General features: G+C 69.5%; 20 protein-coding genes and 1 riboswitch. Of the genes, 9 read left to right on the top strand and 11 right to left on the bottom strand.

All coding sequences use genetic code 11. The annotated features are described in order from the left end of the window. Nucleotides 1-145 precede the first annotated feature (145 nt). Nucleotides 146-775 (bottom strand): helix-turn-helix domain-containing protein, encoded by a 630-nt coding sequence (locus P2L57_RS09665; RefSeq protein WP_303656124.1) that lies wholly within the window; start codon nt 773-775, stop codon nt 146-148. Nucleotides 776-843: 68 nt separating this feature from the next. Between P2L57_RS09665 and P2L57_RS09660 the strand changes: the two genes are divergently transcribed. Both P2L57_RS09660 and P2L57_RS09655 read left to right on the top strand, forming a co-directional pair. Then, nucleotides 844-1944, top strand: a complete 1101-nt coding sequence (locus tag P2L57_RS09660; protein ID WP_275811455.1) for an NAD(P)/FAD-dependent oxidoreductase — start codon at nt 844-846, stop codon at nt 1942-1944. A 979-nt stretch (nt 1945-2923) separates the two neighbouring features. Beyond that, entirely contained in the window at nt 2924-3652 is a 729-nt protein-coding gene (locus P2L57_RS09655) for an SDR family oxidoreductase (protein WP_275811454.1), read from the top strand. 115 nt (nt 3653-3767) lie between these two features. Here P2L57_RS09655 and P2L57_RS09650 read toward each other — a convergent pair whose 3' ends face one another. The 4 genes from P2L57_RS09650 to P2L57_RS09635 form a co-directional block, all read right to left on the bottom strand. Further along, entirely contained in the window at nt 3768-4514 is a 747-nt protein-coding gene (locus P2L57_RS09650; protein WP_275811452.1) for a (2Fe-2S)-binding protein, read from the bottom strand. Beyond that, nucleotides 4511-5383: a CbtA family protein gene (locus tag P2L57_RS09645; protein WP_275811450.1), complete on the bottom strand. Its 873-nt coding sequence runs from the start codon at nt 5381-5383 to the stop codon at nt 4511-4513. The genes P2L57_RS09650 and P2L57_RS09645 overlap by 4 nt, the downstream gene beginning before the upstream one ends. Before the next feature lie 26 nt (nt 5384-5409). Continuing rightward, a complete protein-coding gene (locus tag P2L57_RS09640; RefSeq protein ID WP_275811448.1) occupies nt 5410-5625 on the bottom strand; it encodes a CbtB domain-containing protein in 216 nt (71 codons plus the stop codon). A 38-nt stretch (nt 5626-5663) separates the two neighbouring features. Next, nucleotides 5664-5796, bottom strand: a riboswitch (cobalamin riboswitch). Nucleotides 5797-5997: 201 nt separating this feature from the next. Next, nucleotides 5998-6540, bottom strand: coding sequence for a YbhB/YbcL family Raf kinase inhibitor-like protein (locus P2L57_RS09635; RefSeq protein ID WP_275811446.1), 543 nt, complete (start codon nt 6538-6540; stop codon nt 5998-6000). 74 nt (nt 6541-6614) lie between these two features. Between P2L57_RS09635 and P2L57_RS09630 the strand changes: the two genes are divergently transcribed. Beyond that, a complete protein-coding gene (locus P2L57_RS09630; RefSeq protein ID WP_275811444.1) occupies nt 6615-7268 on the top strand; it encodes a GntR family transcriptional regulator in 654 nt (217 codons plus the stop codon). Nucleotides 7269-7305: 37 nt separating this feature from the next. Next, on the top strand, nt 7306-8160 hold the full coding sequence (locus P2L57_RS09625; protein WP_372515668.1) for an SCO6745 family protein: 855 nt from the start codon (nt 7306-7308) through the stop codon (nt 8158-8160). On the opposite strand, the gene P2L57_RS09620 is transcribed toward P2L57_RS09625, so the two are convergent. Then, on the bottom strand, nt 8102-8803 hold the full coding sequence (locus P2L57_RS09620; RefSeq protein WP_275811442.1) for a hypothetical protein: 702 nt from the start codon (nt 8801-8803) through the stop codon (nt 8102-8104). The genes P2L57_RS09625 and P2L57_RS09620 overlap by 59 nt on opposite strands. Nucleotides 8804-9341: 538 nt before the next feature. Next, nucleotides 9342-10106 (bottom strand): SDR family NAD(P)-dependent oxidoreductase, encoded by a 765-nt coding sequence (locus P2L57_RS09615; RefSeq protein ID WP_275811440.1) that lies wholly within the window; start codon nt 10104-10106, stop codon nt 9342-9344. A 1096-nt stretch (nt 10107-11202) separates the two neighbouring features. On the opposite strand from P2L57_RS09615, the gene P2L57_RS09610 reads away from it, so the two are divergent. Together P2L57_RS09610 and P2L57_RS40140 are read left to right on the top strand one after the other, a co-directional pair. Continuing rightward, complete coding sequence (locus P2L57_RS09610; protein ID WP_275811438.1) at nt 11203-11889, top strand: SDR family oxidoreductase; 687 nt, start codon at nt 11203-11205, stop codon at nt 11887-11889. 387 nt (nt 11890-12276) lie between these two features. Continuing rightward, a complete protein-coding gene (locus P2L57_RS40140) occupies nt 12277-12690 on the top strand; it encodes a site-specific integrase (RefSeq protein WP_308292449.1) in 414 nt (137 codons plus the stop codon). 142 nt (nt 12691-12832) lie between these two features. On the opposite strand, the gene P2L57_RS09600 is transcribed toward P2L57_RS40140, so the two are convergent. Both P2L57_RS09600 and P2L57_RS09595 read right to left on the bottom strand, forming a co-directional pair. Next, nucleotides 12833-14155 (bottom strand): sensor histidine kinase, encoded by a 1323-nt coding sequence (locus tag P2L57_RS09600; RefSeq protein WP_275811436.1) that lies wholly within the window; start codon nt 14153-14155, stop codon nt 12833-12835. Between the two features lie 26 nt (nt 14156-14181). Further along, entirely contained in the window at nt 14182-14847 is a 666-nt protein-coding gene (locus P2L57_RS09595; RefSeq protein WP_275811434.1) for a response regulator transcription factor, read from the bottom strand. 125 nt (nt 14848-14972) lie between these two features. Here P2L57_RS09595 and P2L57_RS09590 point away from each other — a divergent pair, with 125 nt between their 5' ends. Both P2L57_RS09590 and P2L57_RS09585 read left to right on the top strand, forming a co-directional pair. After that, the gene (locus P2L57_RS09590; protein WP_275811432.1) at nt 14973-16622 is read left to right on the top strand and encodes a peptidoglycan-binding protein; all 1650 of its coding nucleotides are present in this window, start codon (nt 14973-14975) and stop codon (nt 16620-16622) included. A gap of 760 nt (nt 16623-17382) precedes the next feature. Beyond that, nucleotides 17383-18006 carry a LuxR C-terminal-related transcriptional regulator gene (locus P2L57_RS09585; RefSeq protein WP_275811431.1) on the top strand — a complete coding sequence of 208 codons (624 nt, stop codon included), beginning with the start codon at nt 17383-17385 and terminating at the stop codon, nt 18004-18006. A gap of 24 nt (nt 18007-18030) precedes the next feature. Here the strand turns inward: P2L57_RS09585 and P2L57_RS09580 are convergent, their stop codons facing one another. Continuing rightward, on the bottom strand, nt 18031-18834 hold the full coding sequence (locus P2L57_RS09580) for an SDR family NAD(P)-dependent oxidoreductase (protein ID WP_275811429.1): 804 nt from the start codon (nt 18832-18834) through the stop codon (nt 18031-18033). 81 nt (nt 18835-18915) lie between these two features. Between P2L57_RS09580 and P2L57_RS09575 the strand changes: the two genes are divergently transcribed. After that, on the top strand, nt 18916-19500 hold the full coding sequence (locus P2L57_RS09575; RefSeq protein WP_275811427.1) for a TetR/AcrR family transcriptional regulator: 585 nt from the start codon (nt 18916-18918) through the stop codon (nt 19498-19500). A gap of 303 nt (nt 19501-19803) precedes the next feature. Here the strand turns inward: P2L57_RS09575 and P2L57_RS09570 are convergent, their stop codons facing one another. Further along, nucleotides 19804-20184 (bottom strand): winged helix-turn-helix transcriptional regulator, encoded by a 381-nt coding sequence (locus P2L57_RS09570; RefSeq protein ID WP_275811425.1) that lies wholly within the window; start codon nt 20182-20184, stop codon nt 19804-19806. Between the last annotated feature and the right edge of the window lie 40 nt (nt 20185-20224).

Here is a 20224-nt window from a genome sequence, read left to right as displayed (position 1 = left end):
ATACCGCGCAGGGGTGTCCCAGGACACGAGTGAGGCCCACGCCCACCTGCCCCCCTGAGCAGGGGCACTGCTCGAAACGCTCGGGGGCGAGGTCAGCTGCGCGAGCGTGGGTCTGACGTATCGCCTCTGGACGCTTTCGGGGAGGTCACCGGTCGGCCTGGCCCGGTCCCGTGCTGGCGGGGCGGGCCCGTACGTGCATGCGCTCGCCCTGCGCTCCGAACAGGGAGAGGAACTCGACGGGCCGTTCGCCGGCGTTGGCGAAGCCGTGGGGCGTGCGGGTGTCGAACTCGGCGGCCTCGCCGGCGGTGAGGACGAGATCGTGCTCGCCCAGGGCCAGCCACAGCCGGCCGGACAGGACATAGAGCCACTCGTAACCCTCGTGCACTCCCAGCCCGGGCCGTACGCCTTCAGCCGCCTGCCGGGCGGGGATGATCTGCTTGTAGGCGTGCAGGCCGCCGAGGTGGCGGGTCAGCGGGATGAAGGTCTGGCCGTGGCGGGTGTAGGGGCGCGGGTGGATGCGGGGGTCGCCGGTGGGCGGCGCGCCGACCAGCTCGTCCAGCTGTACGCCGTGGGCCTTGGCCAGCGGCAGCAGCAGTTCCAGGGTGGGCTTGCGCTGTCCGGACTCCAGACGCGAGAGGGTGCTCAGCGAGATTCCGGTGGCCTGGCTCAGCTGCGCCAGGGTGGCGCCGCGCTCACGTCGCAACGCCCGCAGTCGCGGGCCAACTGCCGTCAGCACGCTGGGAATGTCGTCGTCTGCCACCCCTCTATTTGCCATGACAGCAAGAATGTTTGTCAAGTCGACGAATGCGGGCTGAGGATCTCCGGTGAACGGAGGTAGGAGATATGACGAAGCAGCATCAGCAGGTTCCGGGCGCGGTTTCCACGGGCCCGGAGCGGACTTATGACGTGGTGGTTGTCGGCGGTGGAGCGGCAGGGCTCAGCGGTGGGCTGGCTCTGGCGCGGGCGCGGCGTTCGGTGCTGGTGGTCGACGCGGGCGAGCCGCGCAACGCCGCGGCCGCGGGCGTGCACAACTACCTGGGTCGCGAGGGCACACCCCCGTCGGAGCTGCTGGCCACCGGCCGGGCGGAGGTGGCGCGCTATGGCGGGACGGTTCTCGCCGGTCGCGTCGTCTCGGCTCGGCGTCTGGCCGACGACGGAGGCGACCGCGAGGGCTTCGCGGTGGCGCTCGCCGACGGCACGCAGCTGGTGGCGCGGCGGCTCCTGGTGGCCGACGGCCTGGTCGACGAGCTGCCCGACATCGCCGGGCTGGCGCGGCGATGGGGGCGCGAGGTGCTGCACTGTCCCTACTGCCACGGTTGGGAGGTCCGCGATCAGGCGATCGGTGTACTGGCCACTGGGCCGAGCGGGGTGGGCCAGGCCCTGATGTTCCGGCAGTGGAGCGCGGAGGTGACCCTGTTCCTGCACACCGCGCCCGACCCGACCGACGAGCAGTGGGAGCAGCTCGCCGCGCGCGGCATCGCCGTGGTCCACGGCGAGGTCTCCGGGGTGGACATGACGGACGACCGGCTCACCGGCCTGCGGTTGCGCTCCGGTCGGGTGGTCGCGTGCCAGGCCGTGGCCGTCGCACCCCGGTTCACCGCCCGAAGTGATGTGCTGGCTTCCCTCGGCGTCGAGGTGGTCGAGCGGAAGGCGGGGGACCACGTCCTCGGCAGCGTCGCGGCGGCCGACCCGACCGGGGCCACCGAGGTGGCGGGAGTGTGGGTGGCCGGCAATGCCGCGGACCTGTACGCCGGCACGATCCAGGCCGCCGCCGGCGGGCTCACCGCCGCAGCCGCGATCAACGCCGACCTGATCGCGGAGGACACCGCCCGCGCCGTGACGGCCTTCCGCGCCCGAGTTCCGGCGACGCTCGAGCCGTTCTCCGCCCAGATGGAAGCGGACGTGTGTGAGCGCGTACTCGGTGACCGTCGCCATGGCCTGTGACGACGTAGGCCCCGGCACGCGAGGCGCGCAGCGCGGAAGAGCGACGATGACCGGTGAACTCCACGGCGAGGCCGAGTAGTTCTGGGAGTCGCGCTGCCCGGGACATGAACGCCTGTGGAGCGGGTGGCGAACCCCGTCCTGGTCGATGTCGCCGGACCGCGGCCGGCAGGTACGGCCCTGGACCTCGGCTGTGGTGAGGGAGGTGATGCGATCCGGTTGGCCGGGCCACCGCTGTCGACGTGCCCGGCACCGCGCTCGCCCGGGCCTCGGCCCAGGCAGCCGCAACCGGCATCGGGGACCGCATCGACTTCCGGTGACGCAACTTGTCCCACCCCGTCCCCGCCGGCCCCTTCGCCCTGGTCGGCGCCCAGTACTCGTAGTCGCCGTATGGCGTCGATGTCGGCTCCGGCCAGGACGGTGTCGATGCTGCGCTGGACCGGCCGGCGCGGTCCCGTACGGGATACCTGAAGTTCGCCGCAATGTCGCCGAGGTCGACCATCGGGTTGCCGGCATGCTGGGTGGTCCACGGTCCGTTGGGGTGGTCGGTGACGTCGAGGATGTGTGCGTATCGGGTGCCGACTTCCCTGGCGAAGAGGACTTAGCGGCGTTTCAGAACCAGCCGGTGCTGCCGCAGCGGCTTTGGGGGGCAGCCGGATCAGCGCGGCGAGAAGCACGCGGTCTGCCCAGTCCAGGCGCGGCCTTGGTGTGCTGCGGCGCAGGAGCGAGACCTCGTTGTGCGGTGCGAGCAGTTTGACGTCCTTCGATGCCGAGGAGCGGGCGACCAGCACGAACCAGCTCAGGACCCAGGTGAAGACCAGCTAGGCGAGGCGCAGCGACGCGACCCGTGATCATGCCCCGATGTCGGCTCCGTACGCATCGCCGCCGGTCAGAGAAGCGAGCCGAGTTCTGGAACCCCACACGCCCGCATGGCGGGGGTTCTTATGTCATATTGCGGACATACTCCAACGAAAGGCATGTCATGAAGTTCGCAGTCATCGGCGGTACCGGGCTGATCGGGTCGCAGGTCGTCAAGAAGCTGAACGCCGCCGGGCACGAGGCGGTACCGCACTCGCATTCCACCGGAGTCGACGTCATCAGTGGTCAGGGGCTGGACGAGGCGGTGGCGGGAGCTGATGTCGTCGTCAACCTGACGAACTCCCCGACCTTCGACGAAGCCTCCCCGGCCTTCTTCCAGACCTCGATGGACAACCTTCTGGCCGCGGCCCAGAAGGGCGGCGTCGGCCACTTCGTCATCCTCTCGATCGTCGGCACGGACCAGGTGCCGGAGCTGGACTACTACCGGGCCAAGGCGCTCCAGGAGAAGATCCTCGCGGCCGGGCCGATCCCCTACTCGATCGTCCGGGCGACGCAGTTCATGGAGTTCATGGACGCCGTCCTGTCCTGGACCGCCGACGCCGACACCGTCCGGTTGCCCGCCACGCCGATCCAGCCGATCGCCTCCAAGGACGTGGCCGCCGCGGTGGCGGAGGTCGCCGCGGGCGCCCCGCTGAGGGGCATTCGCAACATCGCCGGCCCCGAGATCTTCACCCTGGACGAGCTGGGCCGGATCACCCTGTCCCACAAGGGCGACAACCGCACCGTCATGACCGACCCCACCGCCGGCATGTTCGCCGCCGTCAAGGGCGACGTCCTCACCGACAAGGACGCCCACCTCGCCCCCACCCGCTACACCGACTGGCTCTCCTGACTCGCTCGCGCCTTCTCAGGCGCGCAGACCGCAGACCGCAGAGAGTCAAGCCCTGGCCCTTCGTGGGTGATGACAAGAACTCGGCACGGCGGCCAGGGGTGGTCTATGCCGCCTACTAACGGCGCGACGCGAGCACACAGTCACCACACAGTGCGCCCGTGGCGTCGGGTGCGGCGCGGTAGATCAGGCAGCAACTGTGGCGCCGGAACCGCCCGTCGCCGCTCGTCCGGGTGTGCGTGTCGCGTAGCGGAGGCTGTTCCAGCAGAACGGTGGCCACATCGCGTGCGTGTTCCGTCCATGCGGGCGCCGAGGCGGCGATGGCTGTCGCTGCTCCGTTGATCGCTGAGGCGACATTCCCCCACAGGACGTGGCGGGACACCGACAACCGCCTGGCTGCTTCGACGAGTTCCAGGATCGGTCCGTCGAGCAGGTTGGCCGCCATCTGGCCAGTCGAGCGGCGCACAATCTGCGCCTCCCGGGCCAGCGCTTCTCGTGGTATCGACAGGGGGAAGGCTCCGCCGAGCGAGGGCTGCCAGCGCAGGCTTTCGAGGCTGAGGGACAGCGGCAGGCCGTGCAGCGTGGCGACGGCCAGAACCGGGGAGACGAGGCGGGCGACCAGTCCCAGGTGGGTCACGGAGGCGGCGACTCGTAGCTCGACGGCCTCTGGTTGCCGACCGCTGCCGGCGGCGAGGAACGCGCGGACGGAGGTGACGCGGTCCAGCAAAGTGTGCGGTTCCCGTACCAGTTCGCTCATGGGCCGCCAGGGTTCCGTGGTGGTGGAGTCCTGGTCGTGGGTGTCGAAGGCGAAGAACGGTCCGAGGGCCGCGACCTGTTCGAGCGTCGCGGCCGTCGGGTCCGTCATGCCGCGCCGACCGGCTCGGGCTGTACCGGCGCGGGGTCCGCCGATGCCTGCTTGGCCGGGCTGAGCAGCCGCTCGGCCATGGGTCCGAAGACCAGGCCCAGGGTCGCCCACAGCAGGACCTGGGTGGCGACGGAGTAGAAGCGGAAGGAGAACAGTACGTCTGCGGGGAAGCCCGGGTAGACGATGGCGCCCTTGGGGTTGGTCAGGGGCAGTGGTGTCTCGGTGGCGTGGTGGCCGAACTCCTGCACGTTGGCGGAGAGTTCACCGAGGGCGGGCAGGAGTGCCATCACGATGCCGATCGCGATGATGTATCCGGCGCCAGCAAGGAGGGTGGCGTTCCAGTTGCCGAAGCGCGGCTGGAGTCGTTTGCCGAGCCAGGTGGCGGCGACGAGGAAGACCACCGAGCAGACCACCATGGCCAGGTAAAGGTTGCCGCGGTCCTTGATCGTCTCCGGGTGGCCGATGGATGGCGGGTTGGCCGGGTACTTCACGAAAGGCACGAAGTAGATGCCGAGGAACCCGCCCAGGGCAACCACGAGTGCCAGGTTGCGGGCGCGCAGGTTGCCGACCCGGCCGAGGCAGACGGCGTAGGCGACGGCGAACAGGGCTCCCATGGCGATGCCGAAGAAGACCATGCCCACGCCGATGCCGACGTTGGCCTGGATCGTCCGGCTGAAGATGTCGGGACCTGCCGCCTGTGGCGTGAGGCCCGCGGCTTTGTCCAGAGTCTCCTGGGCGGCGTCACGCCCGCTCTCGTAGTTGATCGCCGAGGCGATCTGCGGTTCGGCGAAGATCCGCGCGAAGACGAAGGCGAGCAGACCGGCCACTGCGCCGGCGATGACACCGCGCAGGATGAGTTTCTTCTCCATGTTTCAGACGCTCGTGCTTCCGTTGGTCAGTGGCAGGGGAAGCCGAGGAAGTGGCGGGAGTCGTGCACGAACTCGTGGATGTGCATGTCCTTGCCGAACACGGAGTACGCGCCCTGGTCGACACCGATGAAGTAGTAGACGGCCAGCGCGATCAACGCGGTACCGACCAGCCAGAGCACTGCCTTCGAGACCGGCAGGACGACCGGCGTCGTAGCGGCGGCAGGTGCGGACAGACTGCTCATCAGTGAGCCTCCTTCAGGGGATCGAGCGTCCCTCAGTCAGTGGAGCGTCGTGACGGCCAAGTGTCTGACTTCAGGTCCCTCTTCCGGGGGTCTGTTCACAGTGGCGCGACCGTGCTGGATTCTCACCAGCTTCCTTATGCCATCACTACAAGCGGAGCGTACGGATGCCCAAGGCGGTCCGTCAATCACGCAAATGGCCGAGACGGGACGGTCCTCGTGGCTGCCGCCCCGCGTCGCCCCGCCCGCGGTCCAGTCGCTGGCGCATCGCGCGACGCTGCCGACATCCGCGCTGTCGGCGACTTGAGCCTCCATCACCAAGACGGCCCGGGGGACGGGCGCGGTGGTCCTACCCGTCCCCCGAGGCTGCCGGGATCAGACCGCAGGGGTCTCCGCGGTGGCAACGATCGTCGCCCGACCCAGGATGTGCGACGCGATATTGAAGCCGAGGAACGCCGGGGTGCCCTCGGCGGGGACGCCGATGTCCGCCACATCCAGGGCGTGCACGGTGATGAAATAACGGTGTGGGCCATGACCGGCTGGCGGCGCGCCGCCGACGAAGCGAGCCATCCGTGCATCGTTCGGTAGCTGGAAGGCACCGGCCGGCAGGCCCGACCCGCTGTCGTCCCCGGCTCCCTCGGGGAGATCGGTGACATCGGCCGGGATATTCGCGACGGCCCAGTGCCAGAAGCCGGACTGCGTTGGCGCATCCGGGTCGTACACGGTCACCGCGTAGCTCTGCGTGCCCTCGGGCGCGCCGGACCAGCTCAGCTGCGGCGAGCGGTCCTCGCCGCCCGGAACTGCGAACATGCCGGACATCTGCGCAGCCGGCAACGCCTCGCCGGCCCGCACGCTGGTGCTGGTCACGGTGAAGGCAGACGCCGATGGCAGCCCGGCGAAGGGATCGTTCCCGTTCATTCCCCTGTGTTCCTCTCCCTGGGATCTCCGATCGATTATTACACGGATAATCGATTATCTGCTAGGGTCGGACCATGACAGGACGCGGATCACCTTCGGAGCGGCTTTACACCACGCTGCGCGCGGCCATCCTGCACGGGGTGTTCACGCCGGAGCAGCCACTCAAGCCGCAGGAACTGGCAAACGCCGAGAAGGTCAGCCTCGCCGTTGCACGCGAGGCATTGCTCCGCCTGGTGGGCGAGGGCTTGGCAACCCGGCTGCCAAACCGGGGGTTCGCGGTCCCGGCGGTGAATGCTGAGCGCTGGCAACAGCTCGCGGAGGCGCGTGCCGTCACCGAGCCGGTGATGCTTCGGCTGTCGATCGAGCGAGGCGGCGTCGACTGGGAGGTGCGAGTCCGAGCCACCCACCACCACCTTGCCCGCACGCCGTTTCGGGAACCGGGCGGTACGTTCGTCTCCGATGAGTGGTCCGAGGCGCACCGCCAGTTCCACCGCGCGCTGCTCGAGGGCTGCGGCAACCCGGTACTTCTGGACAACTTCGATCGCATGTGGACAGCGAGCGAGCTGGCCCGGCGTTGGTCCGGCGCCATCGTCCCGGAGCGAGACGGCACCAAGGAGCACGGCGCTCTGGAGGAGGCTGCCCTGAGCCGGGACGCTGAACGCGCTGCCGACCTGCTCGCCCGGCACGTCCGGCATACCGCCCAGAACTTGACCGTACGCAAGGACTGACGCCGTGCGGCAGCTGAGACGCATTCAGGAGATGAACATGGATATGACCGCTGGCCGCCGCTGCCACAACGTCGTCAATCCCCTGCACGTAGCCATGTACTTCGCACCGGAGCTGGCGGACGAACTCGCGAAGCTCGGGCTGGAACGAGGGGCCATGGCCTACCTCGCGGGCCGCGCGGCCCCGCTCGGGACGGTCGGCGCGGGCACGGTCACGGCGACGTTCTACAACTTCAACCACGAGCACGTGGCCCGGCACATCCCCGCAGCGTGGACGGTCACCACGCCGGAGGCGGTGCTCGCTGCGCGGCTGCGCGGCGCGGACGGGATGCTGCGGCGGCTGCTCGGGGAGGAGGCCCTCGCGTCGAAGGAGATGGCCGAGGCGGCCGAGCTGGCGCTGCGCGCCACCGAGGCGTGCCGCCGCGAGGCGCGGCCGCTATACGCCGCGAACGCCGGCCTTCCCGTGCCCGAGGAGCCGCACCTGGCCTTGTGGCACGCCGCGACACTCCTGCGCGAGCACCGGGGTGACGGTCACCTCGCCGCTCTGGCGGTGGCCGGCCTCTCCGGGATCGAGGCGCTGGTCCTGCACAACGCCACCGGCAAGACGGTGACGTCGGCCGTGCTCAAGCAGACCCGCGGATGGTCCGCGGAGCAGTGGGCCGCCGCCCAGGACCGGTTGCGCGAACGCGGTCTGCTGGACGAGGCGGGGGACCTCGCGGAGGCAGGGGTGGCCCTGCGCGGTGAGGCCGAGGCGCTTACCGATCGCCTCGACGCCGCCCCGTACGACCACCTCGGCCCGGTCGCCACCGCACGCCTCACCGAGTTGGCCGACGGCTTCACCCGGACCGCGATGGCCGCGGGTGCCTTCCCCACGCAATTCTTCGGCAAGGGCTGACGCACCCGGCCGCGCCGCCCACGACGGCCCCCGACCGGGCAACGGGCCGGGCCGGAACCACGCATTCGCCATGGGCGAGCTGCATAGGCGTCCGGCGGGTGATCGCCAGGTCGGTGAGTTCGGACTCGGCTGCGGCGAGTTCGCTGGCGAGCTTGGCGATCTGCTGCCGCAGGTCGTCGGCGGCAGCGTTCGCGGCGGCCTGGCGGGTGGTGATCAGGTCCAGATTCCGGATGGTGATCAGGCCCGGATTCGTCGCCGTGTTCACGCCGGGTCCCGCCGGGACGGTGTGCTGGTGCCGGTCAACCGCCGGACCAGGTTCACGGTTGACGCCCAGAGCGTGCCTGACACCGACGACCCCGGCAGGCTCTCGCACTCGCGGGTTACGTAGACGACGGTGCGGCATCATCGTGCCGTTGGTCTGCTCCACCACCCGGCGGCGTTTGACCGGAACGAACCCGGGCGTGATGTCGCTGCGCTTGACCACTTCGACGTCGATGCCCAGGCACGCGCCGTGGATCGCGACGTCGTGCTGGAACCCGGCGCCCACCCAAGCCCTGGTGACCGTCGGGGTGTGCTCGACGACCTGGTCCAGCAGGCGGATCCCCAGCACGTTGTCGGTGACCGAGGCCGCCACCACGACCACGGCGATGATCAGCCCTAACGCGTCGGGGCCAAGCCCCGCTGACGACCCGACACCTTCTTCGCGGCGTCCTTGCCGGTGGTCGCGGCCAGGACGTGGTTCGCGCGCGGATCGACTGGGTGTCCAACACGACCGCGCTCGGGTTCTCGGCCCGGCCGGTCCGCTCCCGCGCCTGACAGCGCAGCAGATCATGAATGGCCTGGTCGGTGCCGTCGTCACGCCACAATGCGAAGTAGTAGTACGTCGCGGGCTTCGGCGGTAGGTCGTGCGGCAGATACGCCTACTGGCACCCGGTCCGGTTCTGACAGAAGATCGCGTTCACGACCGGTGATGCGAACATACGAAGACTGGCATGCAGGTCCTCGAGATCGAAGCCGAAGCCGTAGAGGACGAGCACTCTTCCCCTGGTGCGGGTCTCCCTTGCCCACCTCAAGCCTGACGGCCCCAGGAGCCACCTCAATGTCCTGCCGGCTGACGGGGCTTGGCCGCGCGGGTCGCCCACCGATGTCGACGCGCCTGCTGGCCGTGCCCCGTGGCCGGGTCAGAAGAAGCCGCCATCGGCCGCGATGGTCCGGCCGGTGATGTAGGAGGCGTCGTCGGAGACCAGGAACGCGGTCACGGCGGCGATCTCCTCAGGACTGGCCAGACGGCCGAGCGCGCCGTGCATCTTCTCCCACTCCGGCAGCGTTATGTCGAGCAGTGGGTGCCGGTAGTGGATGGCGTTGGCGGCGGACATGCCGGTGGCGGTACCGCCCGGGGCGATGGCGTTGATGGTGATCCCGCGTTGCCCCAGTTCGGCGGCGAGGTTGAGCACCATGCCGTTGACTGCGGCCTTGCTTGCCGCGTACAGCGTGTGGTGGAAGACCGAACGCGTGGCGCTGACGGACGAGGTGAGCACGATCCGGCCGCCGGCGCCGAGGTGGCGGGCCGCCTGCTGGGTAACGAAGAGCTGGCCCTTGGTGTTGATGGAGAACACCCGGTCGAAGTCTTCGGGGGTGATTTCGTCCAAGGGGGCGAAGTGCTCGATTCCGGCGTTGCTTACCAGGATGTCGAGCCTGCCGTAGGTCTCGACGACCTGGTCGACCAGGCGCCTGATCTCGGACAGGTCGGCCACATCCGCGCGGATCGCGGTCGCCTGGCCGCCGCGCTTCTCCAACTCCGCGACCAGTTGCTCGGCATCGGCCGTGCTGCTGCGGTAGTTGACCGCCACAGTGGCACCGTCCTCGGCCAGCCGTACGGCGACGGCCCTGCCGATGCCCCGGGCCGCCCCGGTGACCAGAGCGACCTTCCCACTGAGTCCTGCCATGCTCCGCCACCCCATCCGGCGACCGGGTCCTCCGGAGGACACCCTGGTACAACGGTACTGCCGAACGGGTGCCGGGCGGGCAGCGCTCTGCCAAGCGCGCCGGGTCGACGCTGCCTTCGACCACGTCCTCCCTGCCCGTGTCCCGGCCGACACGGCGCGGCCTCGTGACGCAGGCAGGCAGGGGCGGGGAGTCTCCCGCGCGTCGCAGCAACACAATCGCTCATCATGCCCGGTAATGCTGACTGGCGGTGATACCGCCTACCGAACGTTGGCAAGACAGCGCTGCCCCGTCGATGACCTGCACGGATGGACTTCTCGAAACCCACAGCCACAGGGCGCTGAGGGCGGCGCCCGGCAGGCGCTCGCACGCCGTGCGCGACGGAACGACAGGGCCCATCAGAGGCCGTCCGTGGTATGCCTCCTCCCTGCGAGCACCGGGCAGATCACGCACGACTTCACCCCCGTCGACCGAATCTGGACGGCCGACTCGCTCCTGCTCGCGGCCGGTGCCCGCTTCGACGTGCTCGTACAAGGCGGTCCGGCCGGGACGCACGCGCACCTGCAGACACTCCCCTACAGCACCGGACCGGCCGACAACCAGTTCCCGCGGGAGACCTCGGCCACCACGGTCTCCCAACGCACGCCGACACACCCGGCCGCGCCGCCCACCACGAACTACGCACCCACCGTGGACCTCAACCACGCCACGCGGTCAGCAACGACAGGAAACGGCCTCACAGGGGGGCATCAGCGACGACTTCCCCTACCGGGGCCGGTACGAACTGTCGCGCGCTGGAAAAAGTTGTGGAGGCCAACTCGCCGTCGCTGAGGGGCCGCACGTCCCGCTGCCCCCGCTGCCCTTGGCGACCCGATGGGCCGGTTGGCGGCGCTGGAGGCCAGGCCCCGTACAAGGCGCCAGCCGTTCAGTATCGCTCTGGAGCTGGACACGAAGACCAGCACCTGGCAGCTGGGCGGGGACTGAGGCATCTTCGCCGTGGAGGAGGCCAAGGCCGCGATCCGCCGGGCCTGCGCATCCATACTTGACCACATAAGATCCCATATCGGCAGCATGTCCACCGGAAGGGACCACTGCATCGTGACCACGTCAGTCATCGTCGGAGGAAGCGGCGGCCTGGGACGCGTTCTGGCGCAGCGATTCGCCGACCGCGGCGACACCGTCATCATCACCAGCCGCACCAGCGCTCGCGCCGAGACCGCGGCCGCGGAAATCGCTGGCAAAGTCCGGGGCCTGGCCGTTGACCTGTCGAGGCCGGAGACCATCAACGGAGCGCTCGTCGACGTACCGGAAGTCGACAACCTGGTGATCACCGCCATCACGGAGGATTTCACCACTGTCGCGGACTTCGACATCGCCAAGGCCGTCCACGCCGTGACCACCAAACTGGTGGGGTACACGGAGACCGTGCGAGTCCTGCGTGACCGGTTCACCCCCGCCGCGTCGGTCGTGCTCTTCGGCGGCCTGGCCAAAGAACGCCCCTACCCCGGCTCCACCATGGTGACCGCCATCAACGCAGGTATCACCGGACTGGTGAAGACCCTCGCAGTGCAGATCGCACCGCATCGCGTCAACGCCATCCACCCGGGCATGGTGGGCGACCATCCGAGGTGGCGCGACGTGCGCGAGAACCCTCAGGTATCACGTACCCCCATCGGGCGCCTCGTGACGATGGCGGAGGTCGCCGACGCCACCGACTTCCTCCTTCGCAACACCGGCGTCAACGCGCAGGATCTGTTCGTCGACGGCGGAGTGCGCGTCACCTGATACAAGTGCCGTACGTGGTTCCGCCCGCCAAGTCGCAACCAGCCTGCGCCGACCGGCCCCCGCCATCCAGAGCGCGCGGGGCCGGCGTTCGGCCGGGCGGTGCTCCGGCTCGGGTCGGCAGTGGCTCGGTGAGGGGGTGGACCTGTGCGACTCTGCCATCCGATTCATGGAGGCGACCGAGTCGATGAACGCGGCCCGCGCTTCCGTAGCGGGCCGTCAGGTGTGTGGCAGGTCAGCCGAATCGGGCGTCAGGGTCCGGTGCCGCTCAAAATGTGATCGCCGCAGGCGGGCGAGGGCGGTCGGTCCGCTGGGATCGTGTCGGCGTGATGGTGTCCTCGCTGAACCAGGTGACCTGAAAGGCCCGCCGCCCAGAGAACCTCTTGGATCGTGAGCGGCGCCGACCTGCTCGTAGTGGTGGATGGAGGACGCCGGGTGGTCGGCGACCCTAAGTCCCGTGCGGGCAAACGGGAGATCGTGCTCCCGGCCTTCCTGCACGTCGACGTAGGACGACACCCGGAGTGGTTCGCCCAGCCGGGGCGCGAAGGGCTGGTGTTCGTCGGAGAGAAGGGGGCAGCCCTGCGCGGCACTACCTTCGGCCGCAAGTGGCGCGAGGCTGGCGACAGGGCCGGGCTGCCCAAGCACGTTCGCTCCCACGACCTGCGGCATACGGGCAACACCCTCGCCGCCGACGTACGCCGCCGTCAGGCGAAGGCCGCAGAGGAGAACGGCGAGGGTGCGACCGTCCACCCCCTGGTCCCACGTCAACGCGACGTCGAAGGGTTGGCCGGGCGGGAGATGTGATCCGCCTATGAGGGGGCCCCGGCAGTTCTCGCCGAAGAACAACGCTGAGCGCGTAGGCCCAGACGGGGGGAGGGGCTGATCACTTGGCGGGCCCGCCAAGTCATCGGGTCTATCGCGATTTAGCCCCCATCTGAGCGGAGGGTCATCGTCCGCCCGTGGGGAGGGTGATGGTGAAGGTGGCGCCAGGGCTGGTCGGTGCGAGTTGGATGTCGCCGCCTGCGGCTCTTGCGAGGCGGCGTGCGAGGGCGAGGCCGAGTCCGGCGCCGTCGTGGTCGTCGGTGGGGTCGGCGCGGCGGCCGGGTTCGAAGACCGCGTCGCCGATGTCTTCGGGCACGCCGGGGCCGTCGTCACGGACGGTGACCATTACGGCGTTGGGGAGTTGGGTGCACTCGATGGTGATCGTGTGGGTGGCGTAGCGGCGGGCGTTGTCCAGGAGAGGGGTGAGGATGCGTTCGGCGACCGTTGCGGAGATTCCGGCGGTGGCGGTGGTGCCGTGGACGGTGATGGGTGGACTGTCGGGGTGTTCGGTGGTGTTGCGTCGGGCGAGGTCGCGGGCCAGTTCGATCATGTCGCAGCGGCCGGGGAGGTGTCCGCTGCGGGTGCGGGCCTCACTGAGCAGGCTTTCGCAGATGCGTTGCATGTCGGTGGCGGCGGCTGCGATGGCCTGGTGCGAGGTGTGTTGTTCGGATGGGGTGCGTGGGCGGGTGGTCAGCCAGTCGATCTCGGCGGTGATCCTGGCCAGTGGGGTGCGCAGTTCGTGGGAGAGTTCGGCGGTTTGCTGTTGCTCGTGGCGCAGGACGGTGGCGAGGTGGTCGAGGAGTTCGTCGAGTCTGGCGGCGAGCGCGGCGAGTTCGGCGGGGCGGGAGGCGGCGCCGAAGCGTTGTGCGGCGCCGGTTTGGCTCCACTGGGTGGCTTGTTCGCTCATCTCGGCGACGGGGCGCAGTGCCCGTCCGATGACAGCGCGGGTGACCAGGTAGGTGCCGCCGAGGAGGAGGACGGCGAGGCTGATGGAGCATGCCAGGGCGGTGTCGGTGGTGCTGCTGTAGGGGTCGAGGTTGACCGAGGAGACGATGGTGCCGACCTGCCCGGTGTCGTACTGGATGGGCAGGGCGAACAGCCGCATGGCGTGCGGCTCGGGGGTCTGTGCGTAGCCGCGGCCGTGTCCGACGAGCCGGTCGGCGGCGGCCCGGGTGGGGCCGGGGCCGGGGGAGCCCGCGATCAGTCGGCTGCCCTGGTAGATCCAGATGCCGCTGTCCAATGCGCGGTGGTGCGTGGGCTCATGCAGCACGACACTGCCGTCCGACCGCGCCTGCACGGTGGTCGACACCGCTTGGGCGCGGCTGCGCAGCAGCTTGTCGGCCTGCTGGTGCAGTCTCACCGCCAGCGCGATGTTGAACGCCACAGCAAGCAGGATCACCCAGACCGCGGTGGCCGCGAGGGCGAGCAGCGCCAGACGGTGACGCAAGGTGGCCGGTCGACGGGGATGGATCCTCATGCGAAGCGGTAACCCACGCCACGGACGGTTGCGATGATGTGCGGGCTGTCGGCCTCGCGCAGCTTGCGTCGCAACCGGGCCAGGTACTGGTCAAGGGTGTTGTCGCTGACCCGTGCGCCCTCGGGCCACGCCGCGCGCAGCAGTTCCCGCCTGCGCACCACTGTGCCCGGTGCTGCCATCAGGCAGGCCAGGAGCCGGAACTCGGTGGGCGTCAGGGGGACCGGCACGTCCCGTACCTGGAGCAGGTACCGCGTCGGGTCGAGCCGCAGCCCCGCCAGCTCGACGGCAAGATCGCACCCGGCCCGGCGCAGGGCGGCGCGCACCCGTGCCGCCAGCTCAGCCAGGTGGAACGGTTTGGCCAGGTAGTCGTCGCCGCCCGCGGAGAACCCGGAGAGCCGGTCGGTCAGCTTGTCGTGCGCGGTGAGGAAGATCACCGGGGCGTCGATGCCACCAGCCCGCATGGCCTGGCACACATCCCGACCGTCCGAATCGGGCAGCCCGACGTCGAGCACCACCGCATCCACTCCTTTGCGCACGGTCCGCAAGGCGCCGGCTCCGTCGGCGGCGGTGAGGACCTCGAAGTTCTCCTCCCGCAGGCCGCGGGCCAACACGTCGCGCAGCCCGTGATCGTCCTCGACGACCAGGACACGGTGGGTGGTCATCTGGCCAGTATCACGCACGCCGCGACGGGACCAGGTTGCCCGCAGCGAGGTGTTCAGGCTGCTTACAGGTCGGCCGCCGCACGCTCGTCGGTAGTCCCAACCCAGATGACGCAAGGGGAGATCACATGACCAAGACTTCCGTTCCCCGCGTGGCCGCCTCCGCGGCGGTGGCCGCGGCGACCACACTGCTGCTCTCCGCCTGTTCAGGCATCGCCCAGGCACACACCGCACCCGGGCACAGCGCTTCCACCACGGGCACGCCTCCGGCGATCTCGCTGCGCAACGGCGAACTCGTCTACACCCCTGACGCGCGAGGCGACCAGATACCGGACTACGCCACGGCCGGCTACCGCGGGGGAGCCACGTCACCGCCGTCGGTACCGGTCAAGGCACACGTGGCAGGACCGAGCGGCGGGGATGACACTGCCGCGATCCAGCAGGCCGTCAACCAGGTCGCGGCACTGCCGCCCAACGCACAGGGACTGCGCGGCACGGTGTTGCTCGGACCGGGTAAGTACACCATCGCCGGAACGGTGCACCTGACCGCCAGCGGCGTGGTTCTGCGCGGCTCGCTCAACCACGGCGGCACGCCGGCCACCACTCTGGCGGCCTCGGGCAAAGCACACTCGCTGATCGTGGTCGGTGGGAGCGGCAACTACCAGCAAACAGGAGGCACATACAAGGTTTCCGACTCCTACGTGCCCATCGGCGCGACCAGTTTCCATCTCGCATCGACCTCCGGACTGAAGGTCGGCGACACCGTTATCGTTCAGCACCCGCAGACTCAGGCGTGGATCAACGCGGTCAACATGGGCACCTACTGGAAGCCCGGCGCGGGGCTGCTGGCGGCCCGTACCATCACCGCCATCCATGGCGACCAGGTGCACATCGACGCCCCCCTCACGACCGCCCTGGACTCCTCCCTCGGCGGCGGAACCGTCTGGCACTACACCCTTCCCGGACAGGTCGACAACGTCGGAGTCGAAGACCTCGCGGCCGACGCCACGGCATTCACCCAGGACCCCGGATACGCCCAGAAGTCCGGCGGCAAGTCAGCCAACTCACCTGAGTTCCACGCCACGTTCATCCAATGGGCGGCCTCCCGCGACACCTGGGCCCAAAACGTCACGGCCTCCCACTTCGGCTCGTCCTTCAACGTCGGCCCCACCGCCTCCCGTGTGACCATCACCAAGGCCGACAGCCTGAGCACCGACGCGTCACTGAAGGTCGCCCCGCCCACCGCCTTCAAGGTGGCCGGCCAGCAAGTCCTGGTCAGCGACTGCCAGGTCTCCGGCGACCACCTCCACGCCTGGGCCACCGAAGCATGGAACCCCGGCCCCAACGTGTTCACCCACTGCACCGCAACCGCGGACACCCCCGCAGGGGGTGACGGCTACATCAACGGCGGCCCCCACCAACGCTGGGGCTCCGGCACCCTCTTCGACGACCTGAAGATCACCGGCACCACCAACAGCTCCTTCGACGTCATCAACGACGGCACCGGCGGCACCGGCCACGGCTGGGAAGGCGCCAGCGACATGTTCTGGAACGACTCGGCCGCCAAGTACTCCATCGAACAGCCCGCCACCGCCTACAACTGGGCCTACGGCGTCCAAGGCAAAAAGGTCCCCGGAAAGCACCACAAGAAGGTGCACCCCACCCCCGCACCCGGCGTCATCGTCGGCCCCGGAACCCCCGTCCAGCCCCATAGCCTCTACCAGCAACAACTCAGCGAATCCCACAACTCCACCACCAGCAGCGCTGACACACGCTGAACGAGGCATGACATGACACGTGACAGCTCGTGTTGCACCGTCCCAAGGCGTCCGGACACCGCTTGGACACCGGAGGCCGCCCAGCATGGGCTCAACAGCACTCGGACGACGTTGCCGGGTTCTCACAGGCGCCCATTGCCGGGCTGACAACGCGCGATAGAACGCTCAGGGTGGGCCGCATGGTCGATGCGTGAGCAAGCGCAGGGGCACATGTCTGCCTTCGAGGGTTCGCTGACGCTCTGACCCGCGCATCGCGGTGGCTATCCCCCGTGCGAGCTACCGGAACCGTTGACCCGAGGGCGATTCGCCAGCCGCGCGGCGTTCCTGGCGTTGTCAGTGGGTCGCCACCCGGGCGACCGATGCCAAGGGGAGACCATGATGCGCACGACGTCCACGACACACCACGATGCAGGCCGCGACCGGCGTCCGGGCGGCTCCGGGCCTGGCCTCGGTCGCCTCACTCGGATCGCCCGCCATCCGGTGGGCTGGATGTTGCTGGCATCGTCGGCATCGGCCTGGTGTCGGGCCCGACCGCGAACGGACCCGGCCCGCTACCGCTGGTGGGTGCGGCCGCCGCGGTGGCCGTGTACTAGGCGGTGATGCGCCATGTCGCGCGGCGGCCCGTACCGGAGATCGCCAAGCGCGGGGCGGCGCGCGAGGTGTCGCTGGGCGGCGGGATCGGCCTGGGGTTCGTGCTCCTCTCGGCCCTCGTGATCACCGTGTTCGGGGGTGCTCGTTCTCCTGGGCCGGGCATGGCGTCGTGTCCGTGGTGGCGTCCGGGGTGGTGACGGCGGCGGGTGCGGCGGTCACGGAGGAACTGATGCTCCGCGGGCTCGCCCTGCAGGCCCTGGAGCAGCGGTGGGGCAGCCGCGCCGCCGTCGCGGTCACCGCGCTCTTCTTCGGTGTCGCGCACCTGGCTGGCCCTGACGCCGAGACACCACCGAAGGTGCTGGTCGTCACCACATTCAACGTCGACGCCTACGTCTATGACGCACTGAAAGCCGGAGCCTCCGGCTTCCTCCTCAAGGACTCACCTCCGGCGGAACTGGTGGCGGCCATCCGCACGGTGGCCCGCGGCGAATCACTCCTGGCACCCGCCGTCACCCGCCCGCTCATCGGCCACTTCGCCGAACGACTGCGCCCGGCGGACGCCTCCCGGCCGGCCAGGGAAGAGATCACCCGGGCCCTGACGCGCCGCGAACTGGAGGTGCACCAACTGATCGCCGAGGGTCTGTCGAACGCGGAGATCGCCACAGCCCTGTTCATCGCGCCCGAGACGGTCAAGACGTACGTCTCGCGCATCCTGACCAAACTCGGCCTGCGCGACCGCGTCCAGGCGATCGTCCTCGCCTACCGGGCCGGGCTGGTGCCCGGCCCGGTCTGACGCGGCACGGCCGCCGGCCAGCCGTCATGCCCCCTCGGCCGTGAGCCGGCCGATGGCCCGGATGACCTGACGCCTGGTGGCCAGGCGGCGGGCGAGGAAGGTCATCACCCGGTTCATGCGCCCGGCGATGACGCTGGGCGGCGGATTCCTGCGGTCCAGGGCGGCCAAAGCGGTGCGGACGACGTCGCCGGGCGATGCGAGCCTGGTCCCTCCGGCGGCCCGCGTGGTGCCCACGACGTCGAAGAACTCGGTTCGGGTGGCGCCGGGGGACAAGGCCAGCACCCGCAGACCGGTGCCGCGCGACTCCTCCCACAGCGCCTCGGTGAGGCTCAGCACGAAAGCCTTGGCCGCTCCATACAGCGCCATGCGCGGATTGGGCTGGTAGGCGGCCATGCTCGCCACGTTGACCAGCACCCCACGCCCCGCCTCTCGAAGCTGCTCGATGAAGGCACGGCTGATGTCGGCCACCGCAGCCACATCGACGGCGATCTCCTGGCGCAGCCGTACCGGATCCGCGAGGTGGTAGGGGCCGAACGTGGCGAACCCGGCGTTGTTGATCACGCTGGTGACGTGCAGGCCGAGTCGCTCCACCTGCTCGGCCAGCGCCTGTCCGGAGTCGTCCGTGGCCAGGTCCATGGCCAGCACCTGTACCTGGACCCGGTGCTGTGCGCGTAGTTCCTCGGCCAGTTCGTCCAGGCGGTCCTTGCGTCGGGCGACCAGCACCAGGTCGGAGCCTCGTGCGGCGAGTTGACGGGCGAACTCGGCGCCGATACCCGCACTGGCGCCGGTGATCAGCGTGGTCTGTCCGTGGTAGTCGACAGCTGTCATGACTTCCTCTCTTGCAGTCACTGCTTTTCTGACAGTTAATGCCAACTGCGCAGCGACTGTCCAGAGGGTAGCCTGACTCACATGACGACCTTGTGGGACCGTTCGCGGCAGGTCGCCGTCCAGGAGATCGTGGATACGGCGGTTCGCCTGTTCGCCGAGCAGGGCTATGAGCACACGACAATCGCGCAGATCGCGCGGGAGGCGGGGATCTCGCAGCGCTCTCTGTTCCGCTACTTCGGCACCAAGGAGGACCTGGTCTGCGGGGACCAGGCGGCGCTGGGCGAGCTGCTGAAGCGGACCGTGCAGCAGCAGCCGGCCGAGGTGTCCGTCTGGGATGCCCTGCGCGCCGGATTCGAGGTCATCCTGACCGCCAACCACACCCCGGAGCGGGTGCTGGAGCTGTCCCGCCTGATCTTCAACACCCCTTCGCTGCACGCCCGCTACATCGAAAAGCGCCTGTGCTGGCAGGCCGAACTCGTCCCGATCGTCCAGGCGCGGTTGGGCAGCGGCCCGGAGTCGACCCCCGACCCGCGCGCCAAGGCAATCGTCGCGACGGTCTTCGCCTGCGTCGACGCGGCAACCGAGCTCTGGGCGGACCACGACGGATTCCTCGACCTGGCAGACCTCTACGATCAGTGCCTCGCGGCGGTGCGGGGCCACAGTTAAGGCGCGAACCCCCTGCGTCCGGCGTCAATGCCCCAGGCGGTCGCAGGGCGTCGCGCGTCGGATGACGGTGGACCACGGGGCGGCCGGTGACCTCGGTGACGGGCGCAGTGATGGCTGCCGTCGTGGTGAACTCCCCGCAGTCGGCACCCGATCCGCCAATTCGGGTGCCAACACCTACGCCAGAATGAGGATTTCGGCCGCCAGCCATGCCGTCGTCCAACGCATCGAGAGCCTGCAGACCGAGCGCGGCGGGGCCGATACCGAGTAGCGGCCGAGAGGGTACTCAGTGCCCCAGCGGGGGCCTCAGTCGCTATGGGCGACCGGCTCGGGATCGGCGTCGAGCGCATCGAGCACTGCGTCGCCGTTCGCCCTCGCCCACTCGGTCAGCATGTGGATCGGATCGATCAGCGTCGCCCCGAGCGGGGTGAGCTCGTACTCGACGCGGGGCGGCACCTCGGCGTAGGCGTGGCGGCGGATGAGTCCGTGCGCCTCGAGCCGTCGGAGCGTCTGGGTGAGCATCTTGCGGGAGATGCCGCCGATCACCTCGATCAGCTCGCCATGGCGCACCGGGCCCCTGCTGAGGCCGTAGAGCACGACCACCGTCCACTTGTCGGCGATAAGCTCGACCGCCAGACGCGCCGGACAGTCGGCGAGAAAGGGATCGCCGGGACCGAAACCGCTCATGGCGCCAAAGGTACCTGCTGGTTCCTATCGGAAACCTAGC

This window comes from Streptantibioticus ferralitis, from assembly GCF_029223525.1.
In the GTDB taxonomy this organism is placed as follows: Bacteria; Actinomycetota; Actinomycetes; order Streptomycetales; family Streptomycetaceae; genus Streptantibioticus_A; species Streptantibioticus_A ferralitis.
Note: the sequence above shows the minus strand (reverse complement) of the source record. Positions and strands in the feature narration are given on the sequence as shown.

Excerpts from the sequence above, each read along its gene's own strand:
- P2L57_RS09665 (WP_303656124.1), bottom strand. The coding sequence starts at position 775 with ATGGCAAATAGAGGGGTGGCAGACGACGACATTCCCAGCGTGCTGACG.
- P2L57_RS09660 (WP_275811455.1), top strand. The coding sequence starts at position 844 with ATGACGAAGCAGCATCAGCAGGTTCCGGGCGCGGTTTCCACGGGCCCG.
- P2L57_RS09655 (WP_275811454.1), top strand. The coding sequence starts at position 2,924 with ATGAAGTTCGCAGTCATCGGCGGTACCGGGCTGATCGGGTCGCAGGTC.
- P2L57_RS09650 (WP_275811452.1), bottom strand. The coding sequence starts at position 4,514 with ATGACGGACCCGACGGCCGCGACGCTCGAACAGGTCGCGGCCCTCGGA.
- P2L57_RS09645 (WP_275811450.1), bottom strand. The coding sequence starts at position 5,383 with ATGGAGAAGAAACTCATCCTGCGCGGTGTCATCGCCGGCGCAGTGGCC.
- P2L57_RS09640 (WP_275811448.1), bottom strand. The coding sequence starts at position 5,625 with ATGAGCAGTCTGTCCGCACCTGCCGCCGCTACGACGCCGGTCGTCCTG.
- P2L57_RS09635 (WP_275811446.1), bottom strand. The coding sequence starts at position 6,540 with ATGAACGGGAACGATCCCTTCGCCGGGCTGCCATCGGCGTCTGCCTTC.
- P2L57_RS09630 (WP_275811444.1), top strand. The coding sequence starts at position 6,615 with ATGACAGGACGCGGATCACCTTCGGAGCGGCTTTACACCACGCTGCGC.
- P2L57_RS09625 (WP_372515668.1), top strand. The coding sequence starts at position 7,306 with ATGGATATGACCGCTGGCCGCCGCTGCCACAACGTCGTCAATCCCCTG.
- P2L57_RS09615 (WP_275811440.1), bottom strand. The coding sequence starts at position 10,106 with ATGGCAGGACTCAGTGGGAAGGTCGCTCTGGTCACCGGGGCGGCCCGG.
- P2L57_RS09595 (WP_275811434.1), bottom strand. The coding sequence starts at position 14,847 with ATGACCACCCACCGTGTCCTGGTCGTCGAGGACGATCACGGGCTGCGC.
- P2L57_RS09590 (WP_275811432.1), top strand. The coding sequence starts at position 14,973 with ATGACCAAGACTTCCGTTCCCCGCGTGGCCGCCTCCGCGGCGGTGGCC.
- P2L57_RS09580 (WP_275811429.1), bottom strand. The coding sequence starts at position 18,834 with ATGACAGCTGTCGACTACCACGGACAGACCACGCTGATCACCGGCGCC.
- P2L57_RS09575 (WP_275811427.1), top strand. The coding sequence starts at position 18,916 with ATGACGACCTTGTGGGACCGTTCGCGGCAGGTCGCCGTCCAGGAGATC.
- P2L57_RS09570 (WP_275811425.1), bottom strand. The coding sequence starts at position 20,184 with ATGAGCGGTTTCGGTCCCGGCGATCCCTTTCTCGCCGACTGTCCGGCG.